The following is a 26,308-nucleotide window of genomic DNA, read 5'->3' as shown; positions in this document are numbered from 1 at the left end:
GTTATTATGAAACTCAAAAAACCTAAAATCAGTTCTGTCATTTTTGTGTTGGTAATCGTGCTGTTCCTCATTCCACAAACACGATTACCAATACAAGTCTTTATCAGTTCGTTGGTGTCAAAGGTGGTGTCACCTTCTGTTATTGAAAAAGAAGAACAACAGCATCTTACAGATTACAATTGGACCTTACAATCTATTAACGGAAATTCTTTCGATTTTAATTCGGCTAAAGGAAAAGTGGTTGTAGTCAATTTTTGGGCGACTTGGTGTCCGCCATGCATAGCTGAAATGCCAAGTTTAGAAGCTTTATATCAGCATTATAGGTCTAATGAAAATGTGGTGTTTTTATTTGTATCCAATGAAGATATACAAGTTATTAATGACTTTAAGCAGCGAAAAGGCTTATCGTTTGAGGTGTATCAGGCAATGACTGAATATCCCGAAGAATTTAATGTGACTACAATTCCAAGAACTTTTATTGTTGGTGTTGATGGCTCTATTATAGTTGATAAAACTGGTGCAGCCAATTGGAGTAGTGATGCTGTAATTAAGCTTATCGATAATGAACTCAAAGTGTTTTGAAAAAAGCTTTTATAAAAGCCCAAGAAAATAAGGAAGACATAATTTTGATGTCTTCAAGTAAAGTTGATTCTTCATCAAGAAAACGAAACATCGTTTCAATCTTATTTTTGCCGTAAAACTGTTTAAAAACCCATTCCCCTTTATGATTGTCATCTTTCAATACTTTTAAAAACACCTTATCGTAAAACCGATATTTGCTTTTGAAAAGTCCTGCTGAAGGTAATTTTTTGGCTTTTATATTCTGAATGATTTGAGCTACTTTTTTTTCTGTAAGTCGGAAAGAATAACCAGTAGACCCTTTGACCCAACCACCACCAGTTCCAATTTTTGTGATTTTTTCTGTGTTGAATTTTGAAAAATTAAAATTGGTCATCGGAATCTGACCCATTTCAGTTTCTTTGATAGAGTAGTTGTCGATTTTTAAAATCTCAGTAATATATTGCTTTATGTAATCGTCATAAGTACTTTCAGAAACCGTATGCTCAGTGAAGTAGGTAAATTCAACCAAGGCTTCCCGTTTTGAAAAGGGAAGGACATACATAAAAGTCGTTTGATTGCCATCCTTTAAACGATAATCCATCATGGTAACTCTAGAATCGTCAAACGTATCGGTTTCCGTAGAAACAATCCAACCTTTAAAATGTTGAATGAGTGAAATTTTTGAGTTTTCTTCAGAGTAAAACGCTTCAGGAATCCTACTGTCAAAGACATGTGTTGTCGTATAGGTATTGTGTTTGGCTTTAACTTGAACTGTCGAATCCTTGCTAATAGCGTCTACTTCGTCAAGAATAAAATGAAAGTTGGAAAGCTGTTTTAATTTCGATGTTGCTTCGGTGTAGAAATCAATTGACCGAATGCTATTGTAAGCGTAAGGTCTTAATTGAAGTTGAATACTGTTTTCGGAAGTAAGAATTTCAGCTGAGTTCCACGATTTATGGATAATGGATTTCCATGGGTTTGGATTTGTCGACCAAAAACTCCATGTTTTATCGTTTTCAGTTTTTTCAGATGGATCTATGAGCGCAAAGGATTTGTCCTTAAAAGCCTCGTCACTAGCAAATTTTAAGGCTAATTGTAATCCTGCCAAACCATTTCCAACAATGATATAATCGAAATGGGTAATGTCACTCATAAACTAATTTCAATACTATTTCTTAAAGTATTTGAAAGGTACGAATAACATTCCGAAGCATTCACCATCATCCTTGCCTAAATGTTTGTGATGAATTTTGTGAGCACGACGAACACCTCGTGCATACCAGTTGTTGGCGTTTCTGAATATTTTAAAACGCTGATGAATAAAAATATCATGAACTAAAAAGTAGGTGGCTCCATAAGCCATAATTCCCAATCCGATAGGTAAACAAAACCAAACATCTTCATAGCTCCAAAGGTAAAAGCAGGTCATGCTTACTGCTGCGTAAAAGATAAAGAACGCATCATTGCGCTCAAACCAGCTATCATGGTCTTTGTGGTGGTGATCTTTATGTAATGACCAAAGGAAACCATGCATAATGTATTTATGCGTGAACCAAGCCATGAATTCCATACCACAGAAAACGCCTAAAAAAATAAGTATCCAGTAAACGGTTTGCATAGTTACAGTAAATTTAGTTGAAATTTGACATAACTTCTTGTCAGTAATTCAAATTTCTTGTAATTGGGTACTCTAATTCTTGTTGATTTGATTTGTAAAGCAGGTGTTTTCTTGAGCTTTTTCAAAAGTTGATTGTAATATCTGTAAGCCATGAACACACCAAATTTAGCTTCTATTGGTAAATTTTTAATGCCTTGAAGCCCTTTGGCAAAATCATTTTCAATATCGGTAATGATTGCTTGCTTGGATGCTTCATCCAACTGACTCAAATCTGTGTTAGGAAAGTAAGTGCGACTCAAATCTTCATAATCGGCTTTTAAATCCCTTAGAAAATTGACCTTTTGAAAAGCTGAACCCAAGCTCATAGCTGAGTCTTTAAGCGCTTCATATTTTTCCTGATCACCTTTTACAAACACCTTTAAACACATTAATCCAACAACATCTGCAGAGCCATAGATATATTCCTTGTACTCTTGTTCGGTTAGATAGGTGCTTTTATGTAAATCTAATCGCATACTTTTCATGAAGGCATCCACCAAATGCTTTTCTATTCCATACTTGTGATAGGTTTCCTGAAAAGAATTCAAAATAGGATTTAAACTTATTTTGTGCTTCAAAGCAAGTTCAAGATCTTTTGAAAAATTATTAAATAGCAATTCTTTGTCATAATCGTGAAATGAATCCACAATTTCATCAGCAAATCGAACAAATCCGTAAATATTGTAGATATCTTGTCGAATAGAGTTAGATAGCATTTTTGTAGCTAATGAGAAGGAAGTGCTGTAAGACTTGGTGACAGTCTTGCTGCATTGATTGGAAACGGTGTCAAAAATAGCTTTCATATTAATTAGTATGGTGTTTTTTTATGAGATCAGCTGCTAATTTCCCTGAAATTAGCGATGGCGGAACTCCTGGTCCTGGAACCGTTAATTGTCCTGTAAAATAAAGGTTATTCACCTTTTTGCTTTTCAGCTTGGGTCTGAGAAATGCCGTTTGCGATAGCGTATTTGCCATGCCATATGCATTTCCTTTATACGAATTATAATCCTTAATAAAGTCTTTTACGCAGTAGGACTCTTTAAAGATAATGTTATTTTTCACGTTTTGCTCTGTCAGTCTTTCGAAACGTGACATAATGATATCAAAATACTGTGCTCTTATTTCATCGGTATCTTCAATGCCAGGTGCGATTGGAATTAAGAAAAAACCCGTTTCACAACCATTTGGTGCCATAGAAGCATCTGTAACAGATGGGAAATTGGCGTAAAATAAAGGATCGTCTGGCCATTTCGGATGATCGTAAATATCTTCTGCATGAGTCTCAAAGTTGGTGTCAAAAAAGAGATTGTGATGCTCAATATTATTCAGCTTTTTATCAAATCCAACATAGAACAGCAAGGATGAAGGTGCAAAGGTTTTTTTGCTCCAATAAGCTTCTGAATATTGACGATATGATGTATGTAAAAGTGTTTCAGTATGATGATAGTCTGCACCACTTAATACAATGTCACATTCTTTATATTCACCATTAATGGTTAGTGTAGAAACATTATTTGCTTCTATGTTAATACGTCCTACCGGACTATTAGTATTGATACTAACACCCAATTCCTTAGCTAAGGATGCCATTGCTTTTATCACTTCATACATGCCACCACGTGGATGCCAAGTACCCAAACCAAAATCGGCATAGTTCATGAAACTGTAAAATGATGGCGTTTTGCTTGGTTTAGCGCCTAAAAACAAAACAGGGAACTCAAGTGTCGAGATAAGCTTCGGATTATTGAACTTTTTTCGAACATCTCCACTTATCGTTTTGAAAAATTGATCGACACGAACAGCAGTTTCAGGTGTCACCAATTCAAAAGGTGAAAGACCTGGTTTTAAGACCACTTTATTAATGGCAATATCATAATTGGTAGCAGCCTTATTTATAAATTTTCGTAATGGCTTTGAACTTCCAGGTTCGATACGTTCGAATTCGTCACATATCTTTTCCATAGAATCGCCTATGGTGATAATCTCATCCTTGAAGAAAATTTTGTAGGCAGGATCTAGCTTATCTAAAATGTAAAAATCTGAAGTCGACTTTCCGAAGTCGTTGAAAAACTTTTCAAAAATATCAGGCATCCAATACCAGCTCGGACCAATATCAAAGGTGAATCCTTCTCTTTTAAGCTGTCTAGCACGACCACCAATAGTATTGTTCTTTTCATAAACGGACACGTCGTAGCCAGCTTTAGCAAGATAGCAAGCAGCAGATAAAGAGGAAAATCCTGATCCGATTATGGCGATGTGTTGTTTCATTGTTTAACAAATGTATACAAAAGTTAAACAATTTTAACTAGTGTAGAAAAATTTTAGAGTTTTTTAACTAAATCCTTTATAGATTCAAAAGGCACAATTTGCCTTGGTAATGAAGTTAAGTCAATTTCCTCTAACATCCTACCCAGGATCCACAATTTTGTGGATGGCTTTTTAAGCAAAGTTTTAGAAAACGATTGTATATAATCATTAATATCATCCTTTTCAGGTTTTACGGTAAAGTAGGAGATAAAGGTTATGTTGTCATAGTAGCTCAAAATATCTTCTAGACTTTGCATTGGAACACTTTGCCCTAAAAAGATTGACTGGTGCCCATTGGCAACCAATTGGTAATTGATAAGCATTAAGCCAAGTTCATGGACCTCATTATCTGGAAGGTATAGAACATAAACCGTATCACTTTTAATCGTTGTTTTGGAAAGTATATTTTCGGTATGGATTAAAATTTTATTACGTATTAAAGAGGTGATAAAATGCTCATGTGCAGGCGTTATGGTATCGGTTTGCCATAAAAGTCCGATTTGTGATAACAAGGGAATAAGGTCCTCATAAAAAATAGCCATGAACTCTTTCTCTTTTTCCAATCCGTTGAATGTGTCGTAGAATAGCTTCGGATCAAAATTTAGCATTGCCAATTTAAAAGCATCGATAGTATGGTTGTTGGTACTATCGCTTTGTACAACTTCTTTTACAAGTTTTGGAATATCATCAGACTTAAGAGCGGCAATTTTTGAAATTTTGAATCCATTATTATTCAAATAACTGATATTCAATAATTTTTGAAGACTTTCGAGACTGTAAAAACGAATGTTGGTGTCGGTTCGATTTGGCTGAAGTAAATTATAACGTTTTTCCCAAATTCTTATGGTGTGGGCTTTAATGCCAGTAAGATTTTCTAAATCTTTTATACTAAATGTGCTCTTAATATTGTTCATGATTTAACCTAAAAGATTAAACGAAAATACACATTAAATTTAAAAACCAAGTAGATTTTATGTTTAATTTAATATAAGGGTAGTGTAAGGATTGGGATTGTATAAGAAAGTGCGCACGAGAAGACTCGAACTTCCACGACCTAAACGGTCACTGGCCCCTCAAGCCAGCGCGTCTACCAATTCCGCCACGTGCGCATATTTTGTTGTAAAGGTAAAAAAAAAGTTAAGCAAAAGCTTAACCATTTTTTTAGTGACTTGGCTGGGGCTCGAACCCAGGACCCTCTCCTTAAAAGGGAGATGCTCTACCAACTGAGCTACCAAGTCAATAAGTCTCTTAAACGAGGGTGCAAATATAAAACGTTTAATTTATATTCCAAACCGTTTTTTGGATAATTTTTTGTTTTTTTGTTTTGGAAATACTTATGTTTTTAATAATCAAATTATAAGCAATTCATGACCCTCATTTTGATTGGATATATGGGCTCTGGAAAGTCAACGATAGGAAAGGCTTTGTCCCAGCTTTTGGGATATAATTTTATCGACTTGGATGCTCACATAGAAAGACATATGGAAATGGAGATCGCTTCTATCTTTAAAACTAGAGGAGAGATTTTTTTCCGAAGAAAAGAAACAGAGTTATTGTCTGAGGTCATTCAACAAGTTGACACTGTTGTAGCTTTGGGTGGTGGTACACCTTGTTATGGTCAGAACCTAGAGATTTTAAAAGCTCAAGCTAACTCAAAAACGGTTTATTTAAAGGCATCTATTCCACAACTAACAGAAAGGCTTTTTGAAGAAAAATCTAAACGGCCATTAATTTCCCACTTGCAATCAAAGACTGATTTGAATGAATTTATTGGAAAACATCTATTTGAGCGTTCGAAATTCTACGAACAGTCAGATTATATCATTGATACCAATTCTAAATCTGTTGAGGAAATTATTGAATCAATCGTCTTAAAACTATTCTAAATAGGCTTCAAGCTGCTTTCCCTTTAGAATAACCTCTACATGTTCGTGAAGCGATGTAGATAATGAAATACCTTTATAGTCAGCTTTTACAGGATATTTCTTATGGTTTCTGTTAACCAAAACCGCAGTTTTAAACTGTTTCAATGGAACATCCAAAAAGTGTTTGACACCGTAAATCAGTGTACTTCCAGAGTTAAGGACATCATCAACCAAGACCATGGATTTATTGGTGTACTCCGACTGGTCTAAAGAAGTTTTAATTTCAGATAAGGGATTTTCTTTATCGATATAAACCTTGCACAGAATAGGCTTCAAATCTGAGATTTTTTCAAGACTTTGTTTAAGTTTTTTGGCAAGTATGTATCCGTTTTCTTCAATTCCTGCTAAAACGATTTCCTCTTCATACACATTGCTTTCATAAATTTGATAGGCGATGCGTCTTATTTTGTGCTGGATTTCCTGATGGTTGAGAATGATATTTTTAGTGCTGGACATAAACAGATAAAGATTTATTCAAATATAAAAAAGAGTTTCCTTACTGAATCATTAAAAATTATATTTCCTCATCTGGCGATGTGTAAAAATCATCAATGTCCCTTCGGTCTTTTTTGGTAGGTCTCCCAGTTCCTTTTTTACGATAGTAATCTTTAGAATACTTAAGAAGTTCCTGAGCTTCAAAAGCTTCTTTAGGCGTGAGATCTGTTCTATAAATGTCAACCAGTTTTGCGCCAACACGATTAGGAGGAAGCTCGTTAACAGAAATCACATAGTTGATTTGGTTCTTTCTGAATTCAATTTTATCAGTTGGATACACCTCTCTACTGGGCTTTACTACTTGATCATTAACCTTTACATGACCTTTTTTACAGGCTTGCGTTGCCAGACTTCTGGTTTTATAATATCTAATACACCAAAGGTATTTATCTATTCGCATATTAAAGTTGTAAAAATGGCGTTAAAACTATAGCGCAAAAATATTATAATATTGTATCTTGCGCCTTAAAAATAAGCATAATTGAGTCATTATTTTTGCTGATAACAGTTTTGACTTTAAAGAAAAATTTCCATTATGAATTTTAAACCTATAATTGCACTGTTTTTGTTAGTACTAATGAGTTTTTCATCTTGTAAGAAAGATGAAAACGAATTTGTACCTGCGCCTCCTAGAGATCGTACGGTTCAGCAAGCTGCTGATAAAGATTCTCTCATGAATTATTTTGCAACTCATTATTACAATTCGTCTCTATTTGAAACACCTGGAAACTATTCTTATGAAGATATCGAGATATTTGAAGTTGATGAAACTGGTGTTCCAGACGGTTATACTTTGTTAAGTGAAGCTGCCGCTTTGGAAACGATTATTTTTGATCTTAACGAAGTTGAATATGAGTATTATATTCTTAAATTGAATTTAGGAGGAGGAGCACATCCTAATTTTACGGATGATGTAACCATTAATTACGAAGGAATGGTCTTGGATGGCGATGTTTTTGATAGTACAGCAAATCCAGCTAATCTAGATTTAACGGAAGTTATTGAAGGTTGGAGAAGAATATTGCCAGATTTTGGTACAGCTGTTAATGCTATTGAAAACCCTGATGGAACGGTTTCTTATGAAGATTACGGATTGGGAGTGATGTTTATTCCTTCAGGATTAGCTTATTTTAACAATCCGCCTATTGGGATAAACGTCTATGAAAATCTAATTTTCAAGTTTGAACTATATAGAGCACAGGAAAATGACCATGATTTTGATTTGGTACCGACACATTTAGAGGATTTGGATGGTGATAAAAACATCTTTAGTGATGATACAGATGGTGATAATGTTCCAGACTTTTTTGATCCAGATGATGATGGTGATGGTGTTGGAACACGATTTGAAGATTTAGACAACGATGGAGATCCAACAAACGATGATACCGATGGAGATACTATTCCAAATTATTTAGATCGTAGTACAGCAATTTCAAATCAAGAAGAAAGTTAATAAAAAAACCGCTTAAAAAGCGGTTTTTTTTGTGCGATATACTGTCTTAAAAAGCAACAGACAAACTAAGAATCAATTGATCAGGACGTGTATCTATTCTGCTAACGATGCCATTGCCTAAATTGTTGTCGATAAAAACGGCTTCGTTTTCGCTAAAGCCCCTTTCATATCTCAAATCAATACCAACTTTGTTAAGTGTTAATCCGATACCAAAGTTAAGTCCAATTGAAAAATCGTTCTCAATATCATCTATAGTGATACCTTCAAATTCTGTATCCAAAATATACTGTAAGGATGGTCCTGCAAAAACATTGAGAGGACCAATTACTTTAGCTCCAACCAATAGCGGCAGATCAATTTTTTTCATAGAAAAATCATCACTGTCATAACTACTTTTAGTAGCTGTGTAAACCAATTCAGGTCTTAGAAAAAACTGATTTCCAAATTTTCCAAAAGCACCAATGTGATATCCGATATTCCGATCAGGGTTTTGGGCATTGTCTCCAATAGATTCAAAATAATCACCATTGGCGTTGTAATTTAATCCAGCTTTGATACCAAATGCTGGACCTTTTTGAGCCATTGCACCAAAAGACACAATAACGATAAGAATACTGCTAACAACTAATTTTTTACTCACGACATTTTTATTACTATTGAATAAGAGTTCGTGAAAGTTTAGAAAACTTTTCATAATATTCGTTTTTCGATTTTGATGTACATTATCAAAAACGTTGCCAAACGAAAATTATTTCATGTTGTTTAGCTTGTCTTTCTTTTCAAAACGTTTTGAGCAGCTTTAACAATAGCTTCAGCATTTAAGCCATATTTTTCCATAAGTTGCTCTGGTGTTCCAGATTCTCCAAAGGTATCGTGTGTAGCTACAAATTCTTGTGGAGCAGGTTGGTGTTGTGCTAAGACTCTAGAGATGCTTTCGCCTAAACCACCTAAGTAATTATGCTCTTCTGCGGTTACGATACATTTGGTTTTAGATACAGAGTCTAGTATCGCCTTTTCATCTAAAGGTTTGATAGTATGAATATCAATTACTTCAGCAGAGATGCCTTCTTCATTTAAAGTTTTTGCAGCTTCAAGTGCTTCCCAAACCAAATGACCTGTTGCAACTATTGTCACATCACTTCCTTCAATAAGATGCAGCGCTTTTCCAATTTCAAAGGTTTGATCCTCTGGAGTGAAATTTGGCACACTTGGTCTTCCAAAGCGCAAGTAAACAGGGCCTTCATGGTCGGCAATGGCAATAGTAGCAGCTTTAGTCTGATTAAAATCACAGGTATTGATGACTGTCATGCCAGGAAGCATTTTCATCAAGCCTAAATCTTCAAGAATTTGATGAGTTGCACCATCTTCACCAAGAGTTAAACCAGCATGAGAAGCACAGATTTTAACATTCTTGTCAGAGTAAGCCACACTTTGTCTAATTTGATCATAAACACGCCCTGTAGAGAAATTGGCAAATGTACCAGTAAATGGAATTTTACCACCAATAGTCATTCCAGCAGCAATACCAATCATATTGGCTTCAGCAATACCAATTTGAAAAAAGCGCTCCGGATGATTTTTTTCAAAATCATTCATCTTTAGAGAGCCTGTAAGATCTGCACAGAGTGCAACCACATTTTCATTGGTTTTGCCTAATTCGGTAAGTCCAGCTCCAAATCCTGAGCGAGTATCTTTATTTCCTGTATTTGTATATGTTTTCATTGAATTCTTTTTGCCGTATTAATAATCTCCTAAGGTTTCAGGATTTTGTTGCAATCCATTTTCCAGTTGTTCGTCATTAGGTGCTTTTCCATGCCATGCATGTGTATACATCATAAAATCGACACCATGACCCATTATGGTCTTTAAAAGGACACAAACAGGTTTTCCTTTACCTGCAAGTGATTTGGCTTTAGCCATTCCTTCTAAAATCGCTTCAATATCATTTCCTTTATCTATTTCGACCACAGTCCAACCAAAAGCTTCAAATTTCGCTTTTAAGTCACCCATAGCTAACACATCATCGGTAGAACCATCAATTTGTTGTCCGTTTAAATCTACGGTTGAAATGAGGTTGTCAACTTTGTTGGCTGCAGCATACATAATCGCTTCCCAATTCTGTCCTTCTTGTAATTCACCATCACCATGAAGGCTATAAACCAAATGAGAATCGTTATTGAGTTTTTTTGCTTGAGCAGCACCAATGGCAACACTCATTCCTTGCCCTAAAGAACCTGAAGCAATTCTCACGCCTGGCAATCCTTCGTGGGTAGTTGGGTGACCTTGAAGTCTGGAATCGATCAATCTAAAAGTGTTTAATTCTTCAACAGGAAAATAACCTGATCTGGCTAGAACACTATAAAATACTGGAGAAATGTGGCCATTTGATAAGAAGAATAGGTCTTCACCTATACCATCCATATCAAAACCTTCTTTTCTATCCATAATGTCTTGATAGAGTGCAACAAAAAACTCAGCACAACCTAATGAACCACCTGGATGACCTGAGTTTACCTTATGAACCATTCGCAAGATGTCTCTGCGAACCTGTGTTGTTAAATCTTTTAATTCTTGTGTGTTTGGCATAAAAAAAGTGTGAGTGATTTAAAAGCCCAAAAATAATGGTTTCAAGTCCCTATTCAAAAATTGATGCATATCACTTATTAACGATTTTCAGCATTTGCTAACAATTTTATTATACTCTAATTGTTTTGGTAGAAGGAGTCACAATTTTATTAAATGTTTAAGACCATAATTTGAGTATATGGTTATCTTTGCCCATCTAGGAAAATTATATATGACATTTGAATTACTAGGAACTGATACTCAAAGCAAAGCGAGAGCAGGTGTTATCACAACAGATCACGGTAAGATTAAGACGCCTATTTTTATGCCTGTTGGAACAGTGGCTTCAGTAAAAGGAGTGCACCAGCGTGAACTTAAGGAGGATATCAATCCAGATATTATTTTAGGAAACACCTATCATTTATACTTAAGGCCTCAAACACCAATTCTCGAAAAAGCAGGTGGACTTCATAAATTTATGAATTGGGATAGAAATATTTTAACCGATTCTGGAGGTTATCAAGTCTATTCACTTTCTGCTAACCGAAAGATTAAGGAAGAAGGTGTAAAATTCAAATCTCATATTGATGGTAGCTATCACGTTTTTACGCCTGAAAATGTCATGGAAATCCAGCGCAGTATTGGAGCAGATATCATAATGGCATTTGATGAGTGTACACCTTATCCATGTGATTACCATTATGCAAAGCGTTCGATGCACATGACACATCGTTGGTTAGAGCGTTGTTTGGAGCATTTGAAGAAAGTGCCTTTTAAATACGATTACGAACAAACCTTCTTCCCAATAGTTCAAGGTAGTACCTATAAGGATTTGAGACAACAATCTGCTGAATATATCGCCAATGTTGGAGCAGAGGGAAATGCCATTGGTGGACTTTCGGTTGGTGAGCCAGCTGAAGAGATGTATGAAATGACCGATATTGTATGCGATATTTTACCCAAAGATAAGCCGCGTTACTTAATGGGTGTGGGAACACCTATCAATATTCTAGAAAATATTGCCTTAGGTGTCGATATGTTTGATTGTGTGATGCCCACAAGGAATGCTAGAAATGGGATGCTGTTTACAGCTCATGGAACAATAAACATCAAAAATCTCAAATGGGCTGAAGATTTTTCGCCTATAGATGAAATGGGAATAACATTTGTTGATACTGCTTATAGCAAAGCTTATGTACGGCATCTATTTACGGTTAATGAGTTGTTGGGAAAACAAATTGCAACCATACATAATCTCGGATTTTACCTTTGGTTGGTAAGAGAAGCCAGAAAACATATATTAGCTGGAGATTTTAGGTCTTGGAAAGACAAGATGGTTAAACAAATGGATAAACGTTTATAATGCTCAAAATTCTTGATTGGTACATATTAAAACGTTACTTATTCACTTTCCTGATGATGTTGCTTTTGTTTATTCCTATTGGAATAACAGTCAATCTCGCAGAAAAAATTGGTAAGATTTTAGAACGTGAAGTTCCCTTTCCAGCGGTAGCACAATATTATTTTGATTTTACCATATATTTTGCCAATCTATTATTTCCTATCTTTCTGTTTCTTTCGGTGATTTGGTTTACCTCCAAATTAGCCAATAACACAGAAATTGTAGCGTTTTTGAGTTCGGGTGTGTCATTCTACAGATTTTTAAGACCCTACATCATAGGTGCAACCATTGTTTCATTTTTTGCCCTCATGCTCGGACTATATTGGGCACCAAAAGCAAGTAAAGGCTTTAATACATTCAAATACAAATACCTTAAAAGTGATAAAGGAATTGTTAAGACCCAAAACATCTTCAGACAGATAAACGATAACGATTTTATCTATGTGAGCAATTTCAACCCGCAAAATAAACGTGGAAATATGTTCACCTTAGAACATTTCGAAGGGAATAAATTGGCCTATAAATTGTCAGCAAATTCCATCACTTATAACGATTCAACTTATCGTCTAGTCAATTATACAAAAAGGACAATAGGTGAACATGGTGATATTGTGGAAACTGGTCGGAGAATGGACACCTTATTTGCTTTTGATGTTGATGACCTTACACCAGTAGAGTACATTGCTGAAACCCTTCAGTATAATGAACTTAATCGTTTTATTGAAAAAGAAAAGCAAAGAGGATCTTCAAATATTGGTAGATACGAAGTGGTCAAGTATAAAAAGTGGAGTTTGCCTGTGTCAATCTTTATCCTTACAATCATTGCCGTTGCGGTATCTTCTGTGAAACGACGAGGAGGAATGGGTATCAATCTTGCCTTTGGAATATCTATCGCGATGGTGTTTGTGTTTTTTGATAAAGTCTTTGGCGTCATGGCAGAACAGTCCGATTTTTCTCCTATCATAGCAGTATGGTTTCCTAATATGGTTTTTGGTATCTTAGCGATATATCTGTTGTACAATGCCAAACGTTAAGGTTCAGGATTATCTACATTTACATTTCTTGGTATTTATTGCTGGCTTTACAGCCATATTGGGTGAATTGATTTCGATTGGATCCTCAGCTTTGGTATGGTATCGCATGCTTATAGCTGGTATTTTAATGTTTGGTTATATAAAAATCATCAAACTTAAAATACAGGTTGACTTCAAAACGAAACTAAAGTTTTTTGGTGCAGGTATTATTATCGCCTTGCATTGGATTACCTTTTTTGAAGCCATTAACCAATCGAACGTTTCCATAACCCTATCTATGTTTTCAACAGGTGCTTTTTTTGCTTCCTTTATTGAGCCCATTATTTATAAAAGACGTGTTATATGGTATGAGATTGTGTTTGGAATCATTGTTGTTTTAGGAGTTGTTTTAATTACTGAAAGTGAGATAAGATATATAAATGGAATTGTATTGGGAATTGTTTCAGCTTTGTTATCAACCTTATTTGCCGTGATCAATGGAAGGTTTATTGAAGTGCATCAAGCTACAGTCATTTCTTTTTATGAATTTATCAGTGGTGTGTTGTTTTTAACAGTGTTCATTATGGTATTCCAAGGCGGATTTGATACAGAGTTCTTTAACCTTTCAACTTCAGATTGGATTTACCTTCTTATTCTGGCTTCCGTTTGCACTGCTTATGCCTTTATTGGTTCCGTAAAAATCATGCGAACGATAAGTCCGTATACAGTAATCTTAACCTACAATCTCGAACCGGTTTATGGTATTACGCTTGCCTTACTTTTATTCCCTGAAACAGAGATCATGAGCCAACAATTTTATCATGGTGCATTTTTAATTCTTATAGTTGTTTTATTAGATGCTTTTTTGAAAAATTATAAACGAAAAGCGAAGAATCAGCCTAAGTAACTGAACTCTTGAATTTTAATTCTTGTCCATAATTATTACATTTGTATAACCTCTATAATGAACTTACCTTTCTAATGCGTACAATCTAAAAAATATGTAGTTTTGTACGCTAACTATAACTAATATTTGTTTCAATGGAATATTTAGAATTCGAACTTCCCATTAAAGAATTACAAGATCAATTGGAAAAATGTCAAATCATTGGAGAGGAAAGTGATGTAGACGTTACGGAAACTTGTAAGAAGATTGAAAAAAAATTACTCGAGACTAAAAAGAACATATATAAAAACTTGACGGCTTGGCAACGTGTGCAGCTTTCAAGACATCCAGATCGACCTTATACTTTAGACCATATAAAAGCCTTATGTGGTGATTCGTTTCTAGAGCTTCATGGCGATAGAAATGTGAAGGATGATAAAGCCATGATTGGTGGTTTAGGAAAAATAGGCGACCAAACCTATATGTTTATCGGTCAGCAAAAAGGCTATAATACCAAAACCAGACAGTATAGAAATTTTGGAATGTCTAATCCAGAAGGTTACAGAAAAGCTTTGCGTTTGATGAAATCGGCAGAAAAATTCAATATTCCTGTGGTAACGCTTATCGATACACCTGGTGCTTATCCTGGACTTGAAGCTGAGGAGCGCGGACAAGGAGAAGCGATTGCAAGAAATATTTTGGAAATGACGCGACTTCAAGTGCCAATCATTACGTTAATCATAGGAGAAGGAGCTTCTGGTGGTGCTTTGGGAATTGGTGTAGGAGATCGCGTTCTAATGTTAGAGAATACATGGTATTCAGTGATTTCTCCTGAATCGTGTTCTTCAATTCTTTGGCGTAGTTGGGAATACAAGGAAACAGCTGCTGAAGCGTTAAAATTAACTGCTCCAGACATGAAGAAATTAAAACTCATAGATAAAATCATAAAAGAACCGCTTGGAGGTGCACATACAGATCGTGAAAAAACATTTTTATCGGTTAGAGATGCGATCGTTAAAACTTATGAGGAATTGAAAAACTTATCACCAAAAGATTTGGTGGATCAGCGTATGGATAAATATCTCAATATGGGAGTTTTTAAAGGGTAATCCACAGTATATTAAGGATTAAAAAAACCGAGACGATTTGTTTCGGTTTTTTTTGTGGATATCAACAATATTTTTAAGTTATCAACAGTTTAATTGTTGAACACTTGTTAAAATTGAAATGTTCCAAAACCATAGAATTTGGTTACATTCGCAGTTATGAAACAACCCAACCCAATAAAAGGCTTTCAAGTTGATAAAAGCACAATTATTTCCTTAGAGAAAGGAAAAATTCCTCCTCAAGCTATTGATTTAGAGGAAGTTGTGCTTGGTGCAATGATGATTGACAAAAAAGGAGTCGATGAGGTCATCGATATCCTGAGTGCAGAAGCATTTTATAAAGATGCCCATAAATACATCTTCGAGGCTATTTTCAAATTATTTGAAAATAGTGAGCCTGTCGACTTATTAACGGTTTCGAGTCAGTTAAAGAAAGATGAAAAACTGGACATGGTTGGAGGTGATTTTTACCTTATTTCATTAACACAAAGAGTATCCTCTTCAGCACATATTGAATTTCACGCACGTATCATTCTTCAGAAGTTTATTCAGCGAAGCTTGATTAAGATTTCCAACGAGATTATAGAAGAAGCTTACGACGAAACTAAGGATGTTTTCGATTTGTTGGACAATGCTGAAGCTAAACTTTATGAAGTCACACAGGGTAATGTTAAAAAGTCTACTGAAACAGCCCAAAGTTTGGTGATTCAAGCCAAAAAGAAAATCGAGGAGATTTCAAACAAGGAAGGTTTAAGTGGTATTCCTTCTGGTTTCACTAAGCTAGACAAACTAACCTCAGGTTGGCAACCAAGTGATTTAATCATCGTAGCTGCTCGTCCTGGTATGGGTAAAACAGCCTTGACACTTACCATGGCTAGAAACATTGCGGTTGAAAGTAATATTCCTGTAGCGTTCTTCTCTTTGGAGATGTCTTCTGTACAGTTGATTACGCGTCTGATTTCTTCTGAAACGGGTTTGTCCTCAGAAAAATTAAGAACAGGAAAGCTTGAAAAACACGAATGGGAACAACTTAACGTGAAAGTTAAAACCTTAGAGAAAGCACCACTTTTTATTGATGATACACCATCATTGTCTATTTTCGACTTAAGAGCGAAAGCACGTCGTCTGGCTTCTCAATATGGCATCAAATTGATTGTGATTGATTACCTTCAGTTGATGACAGCAGGTGGAAGCCAAAAAGGAGGAAATCGTGAGCAGGAAATATCAACCATTTCTAGAAACCTAAAGGCTTTGGCTAAAGAATTGAATGTTCCAGTTATTGCTTTATCCCAGTTATCGCGTGCGGTTGAGACACGTGGTGGAAGTAAGCGTCCGTTATTATCAGATTTACGTGAATCTGGAGCTATTGAGCAGGATGCCGATATTGTAAGTTTCATCTACAGACCAGAATATTACAAAATTGATGAATGGGATGATGAAGATCGTTCACCTACTGAAGGTCAGGGTGAATTTATCGTGGCAAAACACAGAAATGGTGGATTGGATAACATCCGATTGAAATTCATCGGACACTTAGGTAAGTTTGATAACTTGGACGATTTTGATACGCCTTTTGGTGAGTTCCATTCCAAAATGAATGCGGCCGCCAATGATGATACATTTAAACCAGATAGTTTCCCTTCTGCTTCAGATGCTTTTGATGCGCCAGAAGAAGATGATAATGACGTGCCATTTTAAGATAATTTAAGATGTGAGGATGAAGTTTTTGACTTAATTTTGCGCATTCAAAAAATACCAAAACACCTGATGTTAGAAGAAAGACGCACCACGAATATCTTACTGTTATTTATTGTTATTCCTTTGGTCTTTTATTTACTGAAGATATTATCCTTTATCTTCATTCCATTAATTTCATCGATGTTTATTGCCTTGTTGTTTTTGCCTTTAATGCGTTGGTTAGGAAGGCGAAATGTACCTAGGGTTTTGAGTATTTTTATTGTCATAGCTTTAATCGCCATAGGTGTATTTATAGGGATAGAACTTGTTCAGCTATCAAGTAAACAAATTTTATCCAGCAACGATGCTTTTATGGCTAAGGCTGAGGTGAAAATCAATGCGTTGATGGCATATTTACAGGAGGAATTCGGCTTAGATTATGCTTCTGAAGGTAATTTCTTCACTCAATTCTTTGAAAAAGAGAACATAGGTTCGACTTTCGATTTCATTCGAAAGTTTGCAACTAATATTCTTATGATTGTTTTTTTTACCATTCTTTGGTTATCAGAATCGATCAACATGCATAAGGTGATGAACAACACCATTTTAAAACGTAAGCATACTTCAATAAAAGCTTTCATGAAAATTGAAAAAGACTTGATCACCTTTATAAAGGTTAAGTTTTTAGTGAGTTTGTTAACTGGCATATTCACTGGCTTGGCTTGTGTATTCTTTGATGTAAGCTTTCCAATTTTTTGGGGACTTTTTGCTTTCCTGATCAATTTTGTCCAAATGGTTGGATCGTTTATTTCCGTGATTTTATTGTCCATTTTTGCCTTTGTAGAATTAGATCCAACAAGTACGCTGTTTTTCTTTATTCTGTCTATTACTGGTGTTCAAGTTGTATTTGGAGCCATATTGGAGCCGATTTTTATGGGAAAATCATTCTCCATAAACGTTATCATGGTGCTTATCATGCTTATGCTTTGGGGTTACATTTGGGGTATTCCAGGTTTGATTATGGCCATACCAATAACTGTTTTCATGAAAATCATTTTGGAACAATTTAAAGGCACAAAAGTTATTGCCTCTCTACTTTCTGGTCCGGAACGTTCCATTACCAACTTAAAATAAGATCATCCAAATTCTTTTTTTTGAGTATCTTTCAGAATCCTAAATTGGTTTCTATGATACATGGTACTCATAATGCGGTTGACGATACTCGAAATAATGATATTTTGGTATATATCAATGGTGATTTCTATAAGCGTGAAGAAGCAAAAATTTCAGTTTTTGACAGTGGTTATTTAGTAGGTGATGGCATTTGGGAAGCCTTAAGACTTCACCAAGGTGTTTTGGTTTTTTTGGAAGATCATCTTGAGCGCTTATGGACTGCAGCAGCCACTGTTGGTATGCAGTTTCCATTCAGTAAAAATGAATTAAAGCTGACTGTTGAAAAGGTTCTAAAGAAAAATGATATGCATGATGATGTCCATGTACGTATTATGATTACTCGTGGCATTAAAAAAACGCCTTCTCAAGATCCTCGACTCACAATTTCAGGACCTAATATTGTGATTGTTCCAGAGTATAAGAAAGCCTCTTCAGAAACAAAAGAAAAAGGAATCACATTATTCACAAGTACCATACGACGAGGCTCACCAGATTATTTAGACCCTAAATTGAATTGCCACAGTAAGCTCCACGAAGTTCAAGCATTGATTCAAGCTATTGAAGCTGGAGCAGATGAAGCCTTGATGCTGGACGTCAATGGTTTTATATCGACTTGCAATGCAACCAATTTTTTTATGATTAAAAATGGAGAGGTTTGGACTTCTACAGGCGAATATTGTATGAATGGTATCACGAGAGCTAAAGTGATAGAGGTTTGTAAAATTCACGATATTCCTTGTCACCAAAAAAACGTTTCCTTGTTTGATGTGTATGGAGCAGATGAAGCCTTCGTGACAGGAACGTTTGGAGGTTTGACACCTGTTGTCAAAATCGATGGAAGACAGATTGGAAATGGTACTTTTGGAAGTTTAACCAGAACCTTGTCAGCTCACTATCATCAGCTAATTAAAACTTACATTTCCAATGTCAAAGGATAGTATTGCAAGAATAGCATTATGGTCTGGGCCTCGAAATATATCAACAGCTCTAATGTACAGTTTTGCCCAACGTGAAGATACTAAGGTTTTTGATGAGCCGCTTTACGGGTATTACCTAAAGAATAGTACTGCTAAAGAGTATCATCCAGGTTCTGATGAGGTTTTAAAAACGATGCAAACTGATGGGCAAAAAGTAGTGGATTTTATGTTAGCTAATTCAGAAAAACCAATTCTTTTTTTTAAGAATATGACGCATCATCTATTGGATTTAGACAGAAGTTTTATGAAAGATATGATACATGTGATTTTAACGCGTGATCCAAGAGATATGCTGCCATCTTTCGACAAGGTAATCAAGAATCCAAGCATGGAAGATGTAGGTTATCAATCGCATATAGAACTAATAGATTACTTTGAAGCCAATACCATAAAATATGTTGTATTAGATGCTAAGAAGGTCTTAGAGAATCCAAGGAATGTTCTAAAGCAATTATGTGAATTTATCAATATTCCTTTTGATGAAAGAATGCTCAAATGGAAACCGCAACAACGACCAGAAGATGGTATTTGGGCCAAATATTGGTATAAAAGTGTGCATAACTCGTCTGGATTTGAAAAGTATAAACCCAAGACAGAACCTTTTCCAGAACGTTTGAACTCCCTTTTAGAATCTTGTCAGTTGTATTATAGGAAACTTTCGGAAATGGCTTTGTCCTAAATGCAATCTTCAAAAAACCTAAAACTATCTTAAAGCGTTTAGTTTAGCAATAATTTTGACTATATTTCAAGTATGAAAAAGAGTATTGCCCTAATATGTCTGTTATTTATTAGCATTTCAAGTTATGCTTCCTATATTTTGATTCCTATGGATGCCGAAGGTCAGGAAAACCATCTTAAGGCTTATGGTGTCACTTATTGGACATTAGAAAAACAGCTAAAGGTTAAATGGTTACTGAATTACAGAGGCGGTTCTTTTTTATTGCCAGATGCAGAGGAGATCAGACGCGAATGTACCATTAGAGGTGTGAGTTTTGAGGCGATTTCCAATTCGAAAGCTGAAGAGATTCTAGAGCTCATTGCCAGTCCGTCACAAAATATGGAGGCCGTTGTTTTGGAAAAAGCACCTAAAATTGCAGTTTATACGCCAAAAGGTTTACAACCTTGGGATGATGCGGTGACGATGGTATTGACCTATGCCGAAATTCCTTATGAAACGGTTTATGATGAAGAAGTTTTAAATGATGGTCTGTTGCTTTTTGACTGGTTGCATTTGCATCATGAAGACTTTACAGGTCAATATGGAAAATTCTATCGAGCGTATCGATCTGCTTCGTGGTATATTGAGGAAAAGAAAGAAGCAGAAGCCTTAGCGCAGCGTTTGGGTTACAATAAAGTTTCTGAGGAAAAATTGGCTGTTGCCAAAAAGATTCGTGATTATGTGATTGGTGGTGGATTTATGTTTGCCATGTGCAGTGCCACAGATAGTTTTGATATTGCGCTTTCTGCTGAAGGCGTAGACATTTGTGAACCTATGTTTGATGGCGATGGAAGTGATCCTAACTATCAAAGTAAAATAGATTACTCAAGAACCTTTGCTTTTACAGATTACCTTTTGGAACGCAATCCGAATGTCTACGAGTTTTCTTCTATCGATATGACACAAAAGCGTCGAATTCCACCAACAACAGATTATTTTTCCTTAATGGAATTTTCAGCTAAATGGGATCCAGTTCCGACGATGTTATGCCAAAACCATACAGCTTTGGTGAAAGGATTTATGGGACAAACAACTTCCTTTACTAGAGATGAGATCAAATCGAACGTGCTGGTAATGGGAGAGAACAAAACCAATGGTGAAGCTAAATACATTCATGGTATTAAGGGGAAAGGCTTTTTTACCTTTTATGGAGGCCATGATCCTGAGGATTACACCCATAAAGTTGGTGATCCTAAAACAGAATTGGATTTACATCCAACATCACCAGGATACCGACTGATTCTCAACAATGTATTGTTTCCAGCAGCGAAGAAAAAGAAACAAAAAACTTAATCTGAAACGAATGAAGAGCTTTCAGAAAGAATTCCGATTAAGAGCTAGACCTCGTGGATTTCATATTATTACCGATGAGATCGTTTCAGAAATTCCAGAATTGAAATCCATTCAAACAGGAATGCTTCATGTGTTTATCAAGCATACATCAGCAAGTTTAACAATTAATGAAAATGCTGATCCAACAGTTAGAACTGATTTTGAAAGCCATATCAATACCATGGTTCCAGAAAACCTACCATATTACCAACATACTTTTGAAGGAGCTGATGATATGCCTGCGCATATCAAAGCGTCCTTGTTTGGCAGCTCAGTTCAAATTCCAATAACAGGAGGGAAGCTCAATCTTGGGATTTGGCAAGGTGTCTACCTTTGTGAGCATAGAAATAATGCTAGTGGTAGGACTTTAGTACTTACTGCATTTGGCCAATAAGCTCTTCGAGAACCATTTCAACGCCATATTCATCATTGCTTTTGGTTTGGTATTTAGCAATGTTCTTTATTCGGTTATGGGCATTTGACATGGCATAGCTATATTCAGCCTGTTGCAACATTTCATAGTCATTATTGTAATCGCCAAAAGCCATGGTTTCTGAAGGCTTGATATTGAATTGCTGTTGTAAAAAATTAATGGCATGTCCTTTATTTGTGGTTAGATCTGAAATGTCTACCCAGTGATTTCCTGATACCACAACATTGAATTCAGATTTCAGATGTTTCACGTGAGGATAAATGTGCTTTTCGGAGCTTTCAGTGTTGTAAAGCGCAATTTTTATGACATCATCTTTAATCTCATCAACGGAATCAATAATGGTGTAGTTGGTGTAATATTCAGAAAATATCTGAATCAACTCTTCGGAAGCTCTTTTGATATAAGCCTTGTGACGTGTGCAGAATAGAGGATAAGTGTGTTCAATAGAGTCAATGGTTTTGCTTAAACGGAAAACATTTTGTTCATTCAATGAATTAGATAACAACAGATCTTTATTTTTTAGAACAATGCCACCATTTTCAGCTACGACAATGATATCAGCTTCAATAGACTTCAGTTTATTAACGATGCTATAGTAGGGTCTTCCACTAGCGGCAACAAATACAATATTCTGTGCCTTTAATTGTTTGAAAATATCAAAAAACTTAGGACTAACCTCATTATTTGAATTTAATAATGTTCCGTCCATATCAGAAATAACCATCTTAACATTTCTCATAAGCAATCTATTTGAGGCAAAATTACAGAGCTGATTCTACATTAATGTTTATATAAGGTTAAAAAAAAGAATCCGGTTAATTTAACCGGATTCTTATAAGCGAAATGTTGTTATTATTTAGGCGTTGTGCCTTACTTAACTTTGTTTACAATAGCTTCAAAAGCTTCTGGGTGATTCATAGCTAAATCGGCTAAAACCTTACGGTTCAATTCGATATTGTTAGCTTTTAAAGCTCCCATAAACCTTGAATAGCTCATTCCATGTTGTCTTGCACCAGCGTTAATACGCATAATCCAAAGGGAACGGAATGTTCTTTTTTTGTTTCTACGGTCTCTGTACGAATATAACATCGCTTTATCAACCGCATTTTTGGCTACTGTCCAAACGTTTTTACGTCTTCCCCAATAACCTTTTGCTTGCTTAAGAACCTTTTTTCTTCTGGCTCTTTTTGCTACTGAATTTACTGATCTTGGCATTTCTTTAATTGTTTTTTTGTAGTAGGCGGTCTAAAAAGACACTTGCTAAATACTTTTGCCTAACTCCAGGGTTTATAATTTATTTTAACCGGTTAGGCAAGTGTTACTTTAAACGCAACATTTGCTTAACATTGTCCTCATCTGCTTTGTGTACCAAAGTATCATGAGTTAAAGCTAGCTTACGCTTTTTAGATTTTTTTGTCAAGATATGACTCTTAAAAGCGTGCTTTCTTTTAATCTTACCAGTGCCAGTTAGTTTAAAACGTTTCTTAGCACTTGAATTTGTTTTCATTTTAGGCATGAGTTCCTAGATTTATTACGTTTCGCTTATTTTAATTATTTTGATTTTTTTGGAGCAATGAACATGGTCATTCGCTTACCTTCCAAACGAGGCATTTGCTCAACCTTACCAACTTCTTCAAGATCTTGGGCTAGTCTGAGCAACAATATTTGACCTTGTTCTTTAAAGACGATTGAACGTCCTTTAAAAAATACAAAGGCTTTTAGTTTAGCACCATCTTTTAAAAACCTTTCAGCATGCTTCTTTTTAAACTCATAATCGTGATCATCAGTTTGAGGTCCAAAACGAATTTCCTTAATGGTTACCTTAGAAGCTTTAGCTTTAAGCGCCTTTTCGCGTTTCTTTTGTTCGTAAAGAAACTTTTTGTAATCCATAACCTTACATACAGGAGGATCTGCTTTTGGTGATATTTCAACCAAATCCAAACCTTGCTCATCTGCCATGGCAAGAGCTTGTTTAATTGGGTATATTCCAACTTCTACATTATCTCCTACAACCCGAACTTTCTCTGCTCGAATTTTAGAGTTGATTCTGTGTAAATCTTCTTGTTGTCTTCTTTTTTGGTTATGTCTTTTACGTATGGCTATGGCTTAAAAATTTTAGTTAAACTTATTTTATTTAAATGTTTTTAATGTTCGTTTGATTTCATTGTTAACGATTTCGGTAAATTCATCTACACTAATTGTGCCTAAATCCTCTCCACCGTGTTTTCTAACAGAAATCTTATTTTCTTTCTCTTCATTTTCACCAATTATAATCATGAAAGGTATTTTATTCATTTCCGCTTCACGGATTTTCTTACCTATAGTTTCACTCCTATAATCTACGAGGGCGCGAATTTCGTTATTTTTCAGCAAATTTAAAACTTTTTCACCGTATTTTTCATATTTCTCACTCAAAGACAATATAATAGCCTGTTCTGGCATCAACCAAAGCGGGAAATTACCTCCTGTGTGTTCTAGTAGAATAGCTATGAAACGTTCCATGCTACCAAAAGGAGCACGATGGATCATTACGGGTCTATGTAACTCGTTATCACTTCCTTTGTAAGTAAGTTCAAAGCGTTCAGGTAAGTTATAATCTACCTGAATAGTTCCTAACTGCCAATTTCTTCCTAAGGCATCCTTAACCATGAAATCAAGTTTAGGTCCGTAGAATGCGGCTTCTCCAGTTTCAACAACGTAGTCAAGTCCTTTGTCCTTGGCCGCATTTAGGATAGCATCTTCAGCTTTTTTCCAATTTTCATCGCTTCCGATATATTTTTCTGGATTTTCAGGGTCTCTAAGTGAAACCTGAGCTTTAAAGTTTTCAAAACCTAATGAACCAAATACGTATAGCACAAGATCAATTACGTTTTTAAATTCTTCATCAAGTTGATCAGGCGTACAGAATATATGAGCATCATCTTGCGTAAACCCTCTAACTCTTGTGAGTCCATGTAACTCACCACTTTGCTCATATCTATAAACGGTACCAAACTCGGCGTAACGTTTAGGTAGCTCTTTATATGAAAAAGGTCTTGTGTTGAAAATTTCACAATGGTGAGGGCAGTTCATAGGTTTAAGTAAAAACTCTTCACCTTCAGCTGGTGTATTGATAGGTTGAAAACTGTCTTCTCCATATTTGGCAAAATGCCCTGAGGTTACATAGAGTTCTTTTTGACCGATATGAGGAGTCACCACCATTTCATAGCCAGCTTTTTTTTGTGCGTCTTTTAAGAAGTTTTCTAGACGTTCCCTAAGTGCTGCTCCTTTAGGAAGCCATAGAGGTAGCCCTTGTCCAACACGTTGTGAGAAAGAAAACAATTCGAGCTCTTTACCTAATTTTCTATGGTCGCGTTTTTTTGCTTCTTCTAAAAGATCAAGGTATTCTTTCAAATCTTTTTGCTTTGGAAATGAAATGCCATAAACTCTCGTTAATTGTTTGTTGTTTTCATCTCCGCGCCAGTAAGCACCTGCAACTGATAATAATTTAACTGCTTTTATAATTCCTGTATTTGGAATATGTCCGCCACGGCATAAATCAGTGAATGTAGAATGGTCACAAAATGTAATGGTGCCATCTTCGAGGTTTTCAATGAGCTCAACCTTGAATTCATTGTTTTGTGACTTATATAATGAAAGAGCATCTTCTTTTGATACAGATCGCATTTTGAAATCGTGTTTGCCTCGTGCGATTTCCATCATTCGATCTTCAATTTTTTTGAAATCCTTTTCGGAAATGGAATTTTCACCAAAATCGACATCGTAATAAAACCCGTCGCCTTTATCTTCTTGTATCGCAGGTCCTATTGTAAGCTTGACATTTGGGTATAATTCCTCTAGAGCTTGAGCCATTACATGCGATGTGGAGTGCCAAAAAGATTCTTTTCCTTGTCGATCATTCCACGTGTAAAGAACTAAGTTGCCATCCTTATTTAATGGAGTGGAAGTTTCTACTAATTTATTATTAAAACTAGCGGATATAACATTTCTTGCAAATCCCTCACTAATACTCTTAGCTATTTCTATTGGAGTTGTTCCTGCTGAAAATGATTTTACAGCACCATCAGGCAAAGTAATATTTATCATGTATTATATAGATATTTAAGAGGCCAAAGATAACATCTTATATTTTTTTGCACAATATAATCTATTATGAAGTTGAGTTGTTGTGCATTAATTATTTTTCAAACCTTAATTCTAATCACCTGTTATATAGAGTTGTGAGCTTAAGGATTATTTTTTTGGAAAAAAAAGTTTTGAAAAGTTTGGATAAGATGTTTTAATGGTTCTATATTTGCACCCTCGAAAAAAGCGGAAGCGTTTTTTTTGGTTGCTTGAAAAAAAAGCGAAAAAAAAGTGTTTGAAGTTTTGCGGGAAAGAAAAAAGGGTTTTATATTTGCACCCGCTTAAGTACGGAGGTACTACACAGAGCGAATAACAAAGTTCATTAACATATTGAATTGACAGCGTAGAGAAGAGTCCCTTAGGGGCTTTTCCGAGAAACAAGAATAGACCATTTTGAGTACCGAACCGAACGATTCGATCGTGTCGTTTAACGACATTTAAGATTTAACGATGAAGAGTTTGATCCTGGCTCAGGATGAACGCTAGCGGCAGGCCTAACA

At 35.5% G+C, this 26,308-nt stretch carries 28 protein-coding genes and 2 tRNA genes; 13 read left to right on the top strand and 17 right to left on the bottom strand.

Translation table 11 applies throughout. The features are described from left to right. Positions 1-6 precede the first annotated feature (6 nt). Positions 7-582, top strand: coding sequence for a TlpA family protein disulfide reductase (locus AB9K26_RS00460; protein ID WP_369970579.1), 576 nt, complete (start codon positions 7-9; stop codon positions 580-582). Here AB9K26_RS00460 and AB9K26_RS00455 read toward each other — a convergent pair. The 7 genes from AB9K26_RS00455 to AB9K26_RS00425 form a co-directional block, all read right to left on the bottom strand. Continuing rightward, the gene (locus AB9K26_RS00455) at positions 569-1,714 is read right to left on the bottom strand and encodes a lycopene cyclase family protein (RefSeq protein WP_369970578.1); all 1,146 of its coding nucleotides are present in this window, start codon (positions 1,712-1,714) and stop codon (positions 569-571) included. The two genes, AB9K26_RS00460 and AB9K26_RS00455, sit on opposite strands and share 14 nt — an antisense overlap. Positions 1,715-1,729: 15 nt before the next feature. Then, entirely contained in the window at positions 1,730-2,179 is a 450-nt protein-coding gene (locus tag AB9K26_RS00450; protein WP_369970577.1) for a beta-carotene hydroxylase, read from the bottom strand. Between the two features lie 2 nt (positions 2,180-2,181). Further along, on the bottom strand, positions 2,182-3,021 hold the full coding sequence (locus AB9K26_RS00445; RefSeq protein WP_369970576.1) for a phytoene/squalene synthase family protein: 840 nt from the start codon (positions 3,019-3,021) through the stop codon (positions 2,182-2,184). A 1-nt stretch (position 3,022) separates the two neighbouring features. Then, positions 3,023-4,486 (bottom strand): phytoene desaturase family protein, encoded by a 1,464-nt coding sequence (locus AB9K26_RS00440; RefSeq protein WP_369970575.1) that lies wholly within the window; start codon positions 4,484-4,486, stop codon positions 3,023-3,025. Positions 4,487-4,539: 53 nt separating this feature from the next. Further along, the gene (locus AB9K26_RS00435; RefSeq protein WP_369970574.1) at positions 4,540-5,439 is read right to left on the bottom strand and encodes a MerR family transcriptional regulator; all 900 of its coding nucleotides are present in this window, start codon (positions 5,437-5,439) and stop codon (positions 4,540-4,542) included. A gap of 110 nt (positions 5,440-5,549) precedes the next feature. Then, a tRNA-Leu gene (locus AB9K26_RS00430) sits at positions 5,550-5,634 on the bottom strand. A gap of 56 nt (positions 5,635-5,690) precedes the next feature. Further along, positions 5,691-5,763 (bottom strand) — tRNA-Lys (locus AB9K26_RS00425). Between the two features lie 129 nt (positions 5,764-5,892). Between AB9K26_RS00425 and AB9K26_RS00420 the strand changes: the two genes are divergently transcribed. Next, entirely contained in the window at positions 5,893-6,411 is a 519-nt protein-coding gene (locus AB9K26_RS00420) for a shikimate kinase (RefSeq protein ID WP_369970573.1), read from the top strand. Here the strand turns inward: AB9K26_RS00420 and AB9K26_RS00415 are convergent. Both AB9K26_RS00415 and AB9K26_RS00410 read right to left on the bottom strand, forming a co-directional pair. Then, positions 6,403-6,906: a phosphoribosyltransferase family protein gene (locus tag AB9K26_RS00415; RefSeq protein ID WP_369970572.1), complete on the bottom strand. Its 504-nt coding sequence runs from the start codon at positions 6,904-6,906 to the stop codon at positions 6,403-6,405. The genes AB9K26_RS00420 and AB9K26_RS00415 overlap by 9 nt on opposite strands. A 58-nt stretch (positions 6,907-6,964) precedes the next feature. Beyond that, complete coding sequence (locus AB9K26_RS00410) at positions 6,965-7,345, bottom strand: RNA-binding S4 domain-containing protein (RefSeq protein ID WP_369970571.1); 381 nt, start codon at positions 7,343-7,345, stop codon at positions 6,965-6,967. A 135-nt stretch (positions 7,346-7,480) separates the two neighbouring features. Here AB9K26_RS00410 and AB9K26_RS00405 point away from each other — a divergent pair, with 135 nt between their 5' ends. Continuing rightward, positions 7,481-8,401, top strand: a complete 921-nt coding sequence (locus tag AB9K26_RS00405) for an FKBP-type peptidyl-prolyl cis-trans isomerase (protein WP_369970570.1) — start codon at positions 7,481-7,483, stop codon at positions 8,399-8,401. 46 nt (positions 8,402-8,447) lie between these two features. On the opposite strand, the gene AB9K26_RS00400 is transcribed toward AB9K26_RS00405, so the two are convergent. The 3 genes from AB9K26_RS00400 to AB9K26_RS00390 form a co-directional block, all read right to left on the bottom strand. Continuing rightward, a complete protein-coding gene (locus tag AB9K26_RS00400; protein ID WP_369970569.1) occupies positions 8,448-9,095 on the bottom strand; it encodes an outer membrane beta-barrel protein in 648 nt (215 codons plus the stop codon). Between the two features lie 68 nt (positions 9,096-9,163). Then, complete coding sequence (locus AB9K26_RS00395) at positions 9,164-10,123, bottom strand: transketolase family protein (RefSeq protein ID WP_369970568.1); 960 nt, start codon at positions 10,121-10,123, stop codon at positions 9,164-9,166. Between the two features lie 18 nt (positions 10,124-10,141). Continuing rightward, positions 10,142-10,987 carry a transketolase gene (locus AB9K26_RS00390; protein WP_369970567.1) on the bottom strand — a complete coding sequence of 282 codons (846 nt, stop codon included), beginning with the start codon at positions 10,985-10,987 and terminating at the stop codon, positions 10,142-10,144. Between the two features lie 211 nt (positions 10,988-11,198). Here AB9K26_RS00390 and tgt point away from each other — a divergent pair, with 211 nt between their 5' ends. The 10 genes from tgt (at position 11,199) to AB9K26_RS00340 (ending at position 21,644) form a co-directional block, all read left to right on the top strand. Next, positions 11,199-12,329, top strand: a complete 1,131-nt coding sequence (gene tgt / locus AB9K26_RS00385; protein WP_369970608.1) for a tRNA guanosine(34) transglycosylase Tgt — start codon at positions 11,199-11,201, stop codon at positions 12,327-12,329. Beyond that, positions 12,329-13,402 carry an LptF/LptG family permease gene (locus AB9K26_RS00380; RefSeq protein WP_369970566.1) on the top strand — a complete coding sequence of 358 codons (1,074 nt, stop codon included), beginning with the start codon at positions 12,329-12,331 and terminating at the stop codon, positions 13,400-13,402. The genes tgt and AB9K26_RS00380 overlap by 1 nt, the downstream gene beginning before the upstream one ends. Further along, a complete protein-coding gene (locus AB9K26_RS00375) occupies positions 13,389-14,288 on the top strand; it encodes a DMT family transporter (protein ID WP_369970565.1) in 900 nt (299 codons plus the stop codon). The genes AB9K26_RS00380 and AB9K26_RS00375 overlap by 14 nt, the downstream gene beginning before the upstream one ends. A 134-nt stretch (positions 14,289-14,422) precedes the next feature. Continuing rightward, positions 14,423-15,376, top strand: a complete 954-nt coding sequence (locus AB9K26_RS00370; RefSeq protein ID WP_369970564.1) for an acetyl-CoA carboxylase carboxyltransferase subunit alpha — start codon at positions 14,423-14,425, stop codon at positions 15,374-15,376. Between the two features lie 156 nt (positions 15,377-15,532). Further along, positions 15,533-17,071: a replicative DNA helicase gene (gene dnaB / locus AB9K26_RS00365; RefSeq protein ID WP_369970563.1), complete on the top strand. Its 1,539-nt coding sequence runs from the start codon at positions 15,533-15,535 to the stop codon at positions 17,069-17,071. Between the two features lie 69 nt (positions 17,072-17,140). Then, positions 17,141-18,184: an AI-2E family transporter gene (locus AB9K26_RS00360; protein WP_369970562.1), complete on the top strand. Its 1,044-nt coding sequence runs from the start codon at positions 17,141-17,143 to the stop codon at positions 18,182-18,184. Positions 18,185-18,237: 53 nt separating this feature from the next. Continuing rightward, on the top strand, positions 18,238-19,161 hold the full coding sequence (locus tag AB9K26_RS00355) for an aminotransferase class IV (protein WP_369970561.1): 924 nt from the start codon (positions 18,238-18,240) through the stop codon (positions 19,159-19,161). Then, the gene (locus tag AB9K26_RS00350; protein WP_369970560.1) at positions 19,148-19,879 is read left to right on the top strand and encodes a sulfotransferase family protein; all 732 of its coding nucleotides are present in this window, start codon (positions 19,148-19,150) and stop codon (positions 19,877-19,879) included. The genes AB9K26_RS00355 and AB9K26_RS00350 overlap by 14 nt, the downstream gene beginning before the upstream one ends. A gap of 147 nt (positions 19,880-20,026) precedes the next feature. Further along, on the top strand, positions 20,027-21,211 hold the full coding sequence (locus AB9K26_RS00345) for an asparagine synthetase B (protein WP_369970607.1): 1,185 nt from the start codon (positions 20,027-20,029) through the stop codon (positions 21,209-21,211). 10 nt (positions 21,212-21,221) lie between these two features. After that, positions 21,222-21,644 (top strand): secondary thiamine-phosphate synthase enzyme YjbQ, encoded by a 423-nt coding sequence (locus AB9K26_RS00340; protein ID WP_369970559.1) that lies wholly within the window; start codon positions 21,222-21,224, stop codon positions 21,642-21,644. On the opposite strand, the gene AB9K26_RS00335 is transcribed toward AB9K26_RS00340, so the two are convergent. The 5 genes from AB9K26_RS00335 to thrS all read right to left on the bottom strand — a co-directional run bounded on the left by AB9K26_RS00335 (position 21,625) and on the right by thrS (position 25,769). Further along, positions 21,625-22,422: an HAD family hydrolase gene (locus AB9K26_RS00335; protein ID WP_369970558.1), complete on the bottom strand. Its 798-nt coding sequence runs from the start codon at positions 22,420-22,422 to the stop codon at positions 21,625-21,627. The genes AB9K26_RS00340 and AB9K26_RS00335 overlap by 20 nt on opposite strands. A 131-nt stretch (positions 22,423-22,553) precedes the next feature. Further along, positions 22,554-22,898 (bottom strand): 50S ribosomal protein L20, encoded by a 345-nt coding sequence (gene rplT, locus AB9K26_RS00330; RefSeq protein WP_369970557.1) that lies wholly within the window; start codon positions 22,896-22,898, stop codon positions 22,554-22,556. 103 nt (positions 22,899-23,001) lie between these two features. Beyond that, the gene (gene rpmI / locus AB9K26_RS00325; RefSeq protein ID WP_369970556.1) at positions 23,002-23,199 is read right to left on the bottom strand and encodes a 50S ribosomal protein L35; all 198 of its coding nucleotides are present in this window, start codon (positions 23,197-23,199) and stop codon (positions 23,002-23,004) included. A gap of 35 nt (positions 23,200-23,234) precedes the next feature. Continuing rightward, positions 23,235-23,786, bottom strand: a complete 552-nt coding sequence (gene infC, locus AB9K26_RS00320; protein ID WP_369970606.1) for a translation initiation factor IF-3 — start codon at positions 23,784-23,786, stop codon at positions 23,235-23,237. 27 nt (positions 23,787-23,813) lie between these two features. Next, positions 23,814-25,769: a threonine--tRNA ligase gene (gene thrS / locus AB9K26_RS00315; RefSeq protein WP_369970555.1), complete on the bottom strand. Its 1,956-nt coding sequence runs from the start codon at positions 25,767-25,769 to the stop codon at positions 23,814-23,816. Positions 25,770-26,308: the final 539 nt, after the last annotated feature.

Origin of the sequence: Psychroserpens sp. XS_ASV72, assembly GCF_041224425.1 — a bacterium.
Taxonomy (GTDB): domain Bacteria; phylum Bacteroidota; class Bacteroidia; order Flavobacteriales; family Flavobacteriaceae; genus Psychroserpens.
The sequence above is the reverse complement of the archived record's forward strand: the minus strand, read 5'-3'. Positions and strand labels throughout refer to the sequence as shown.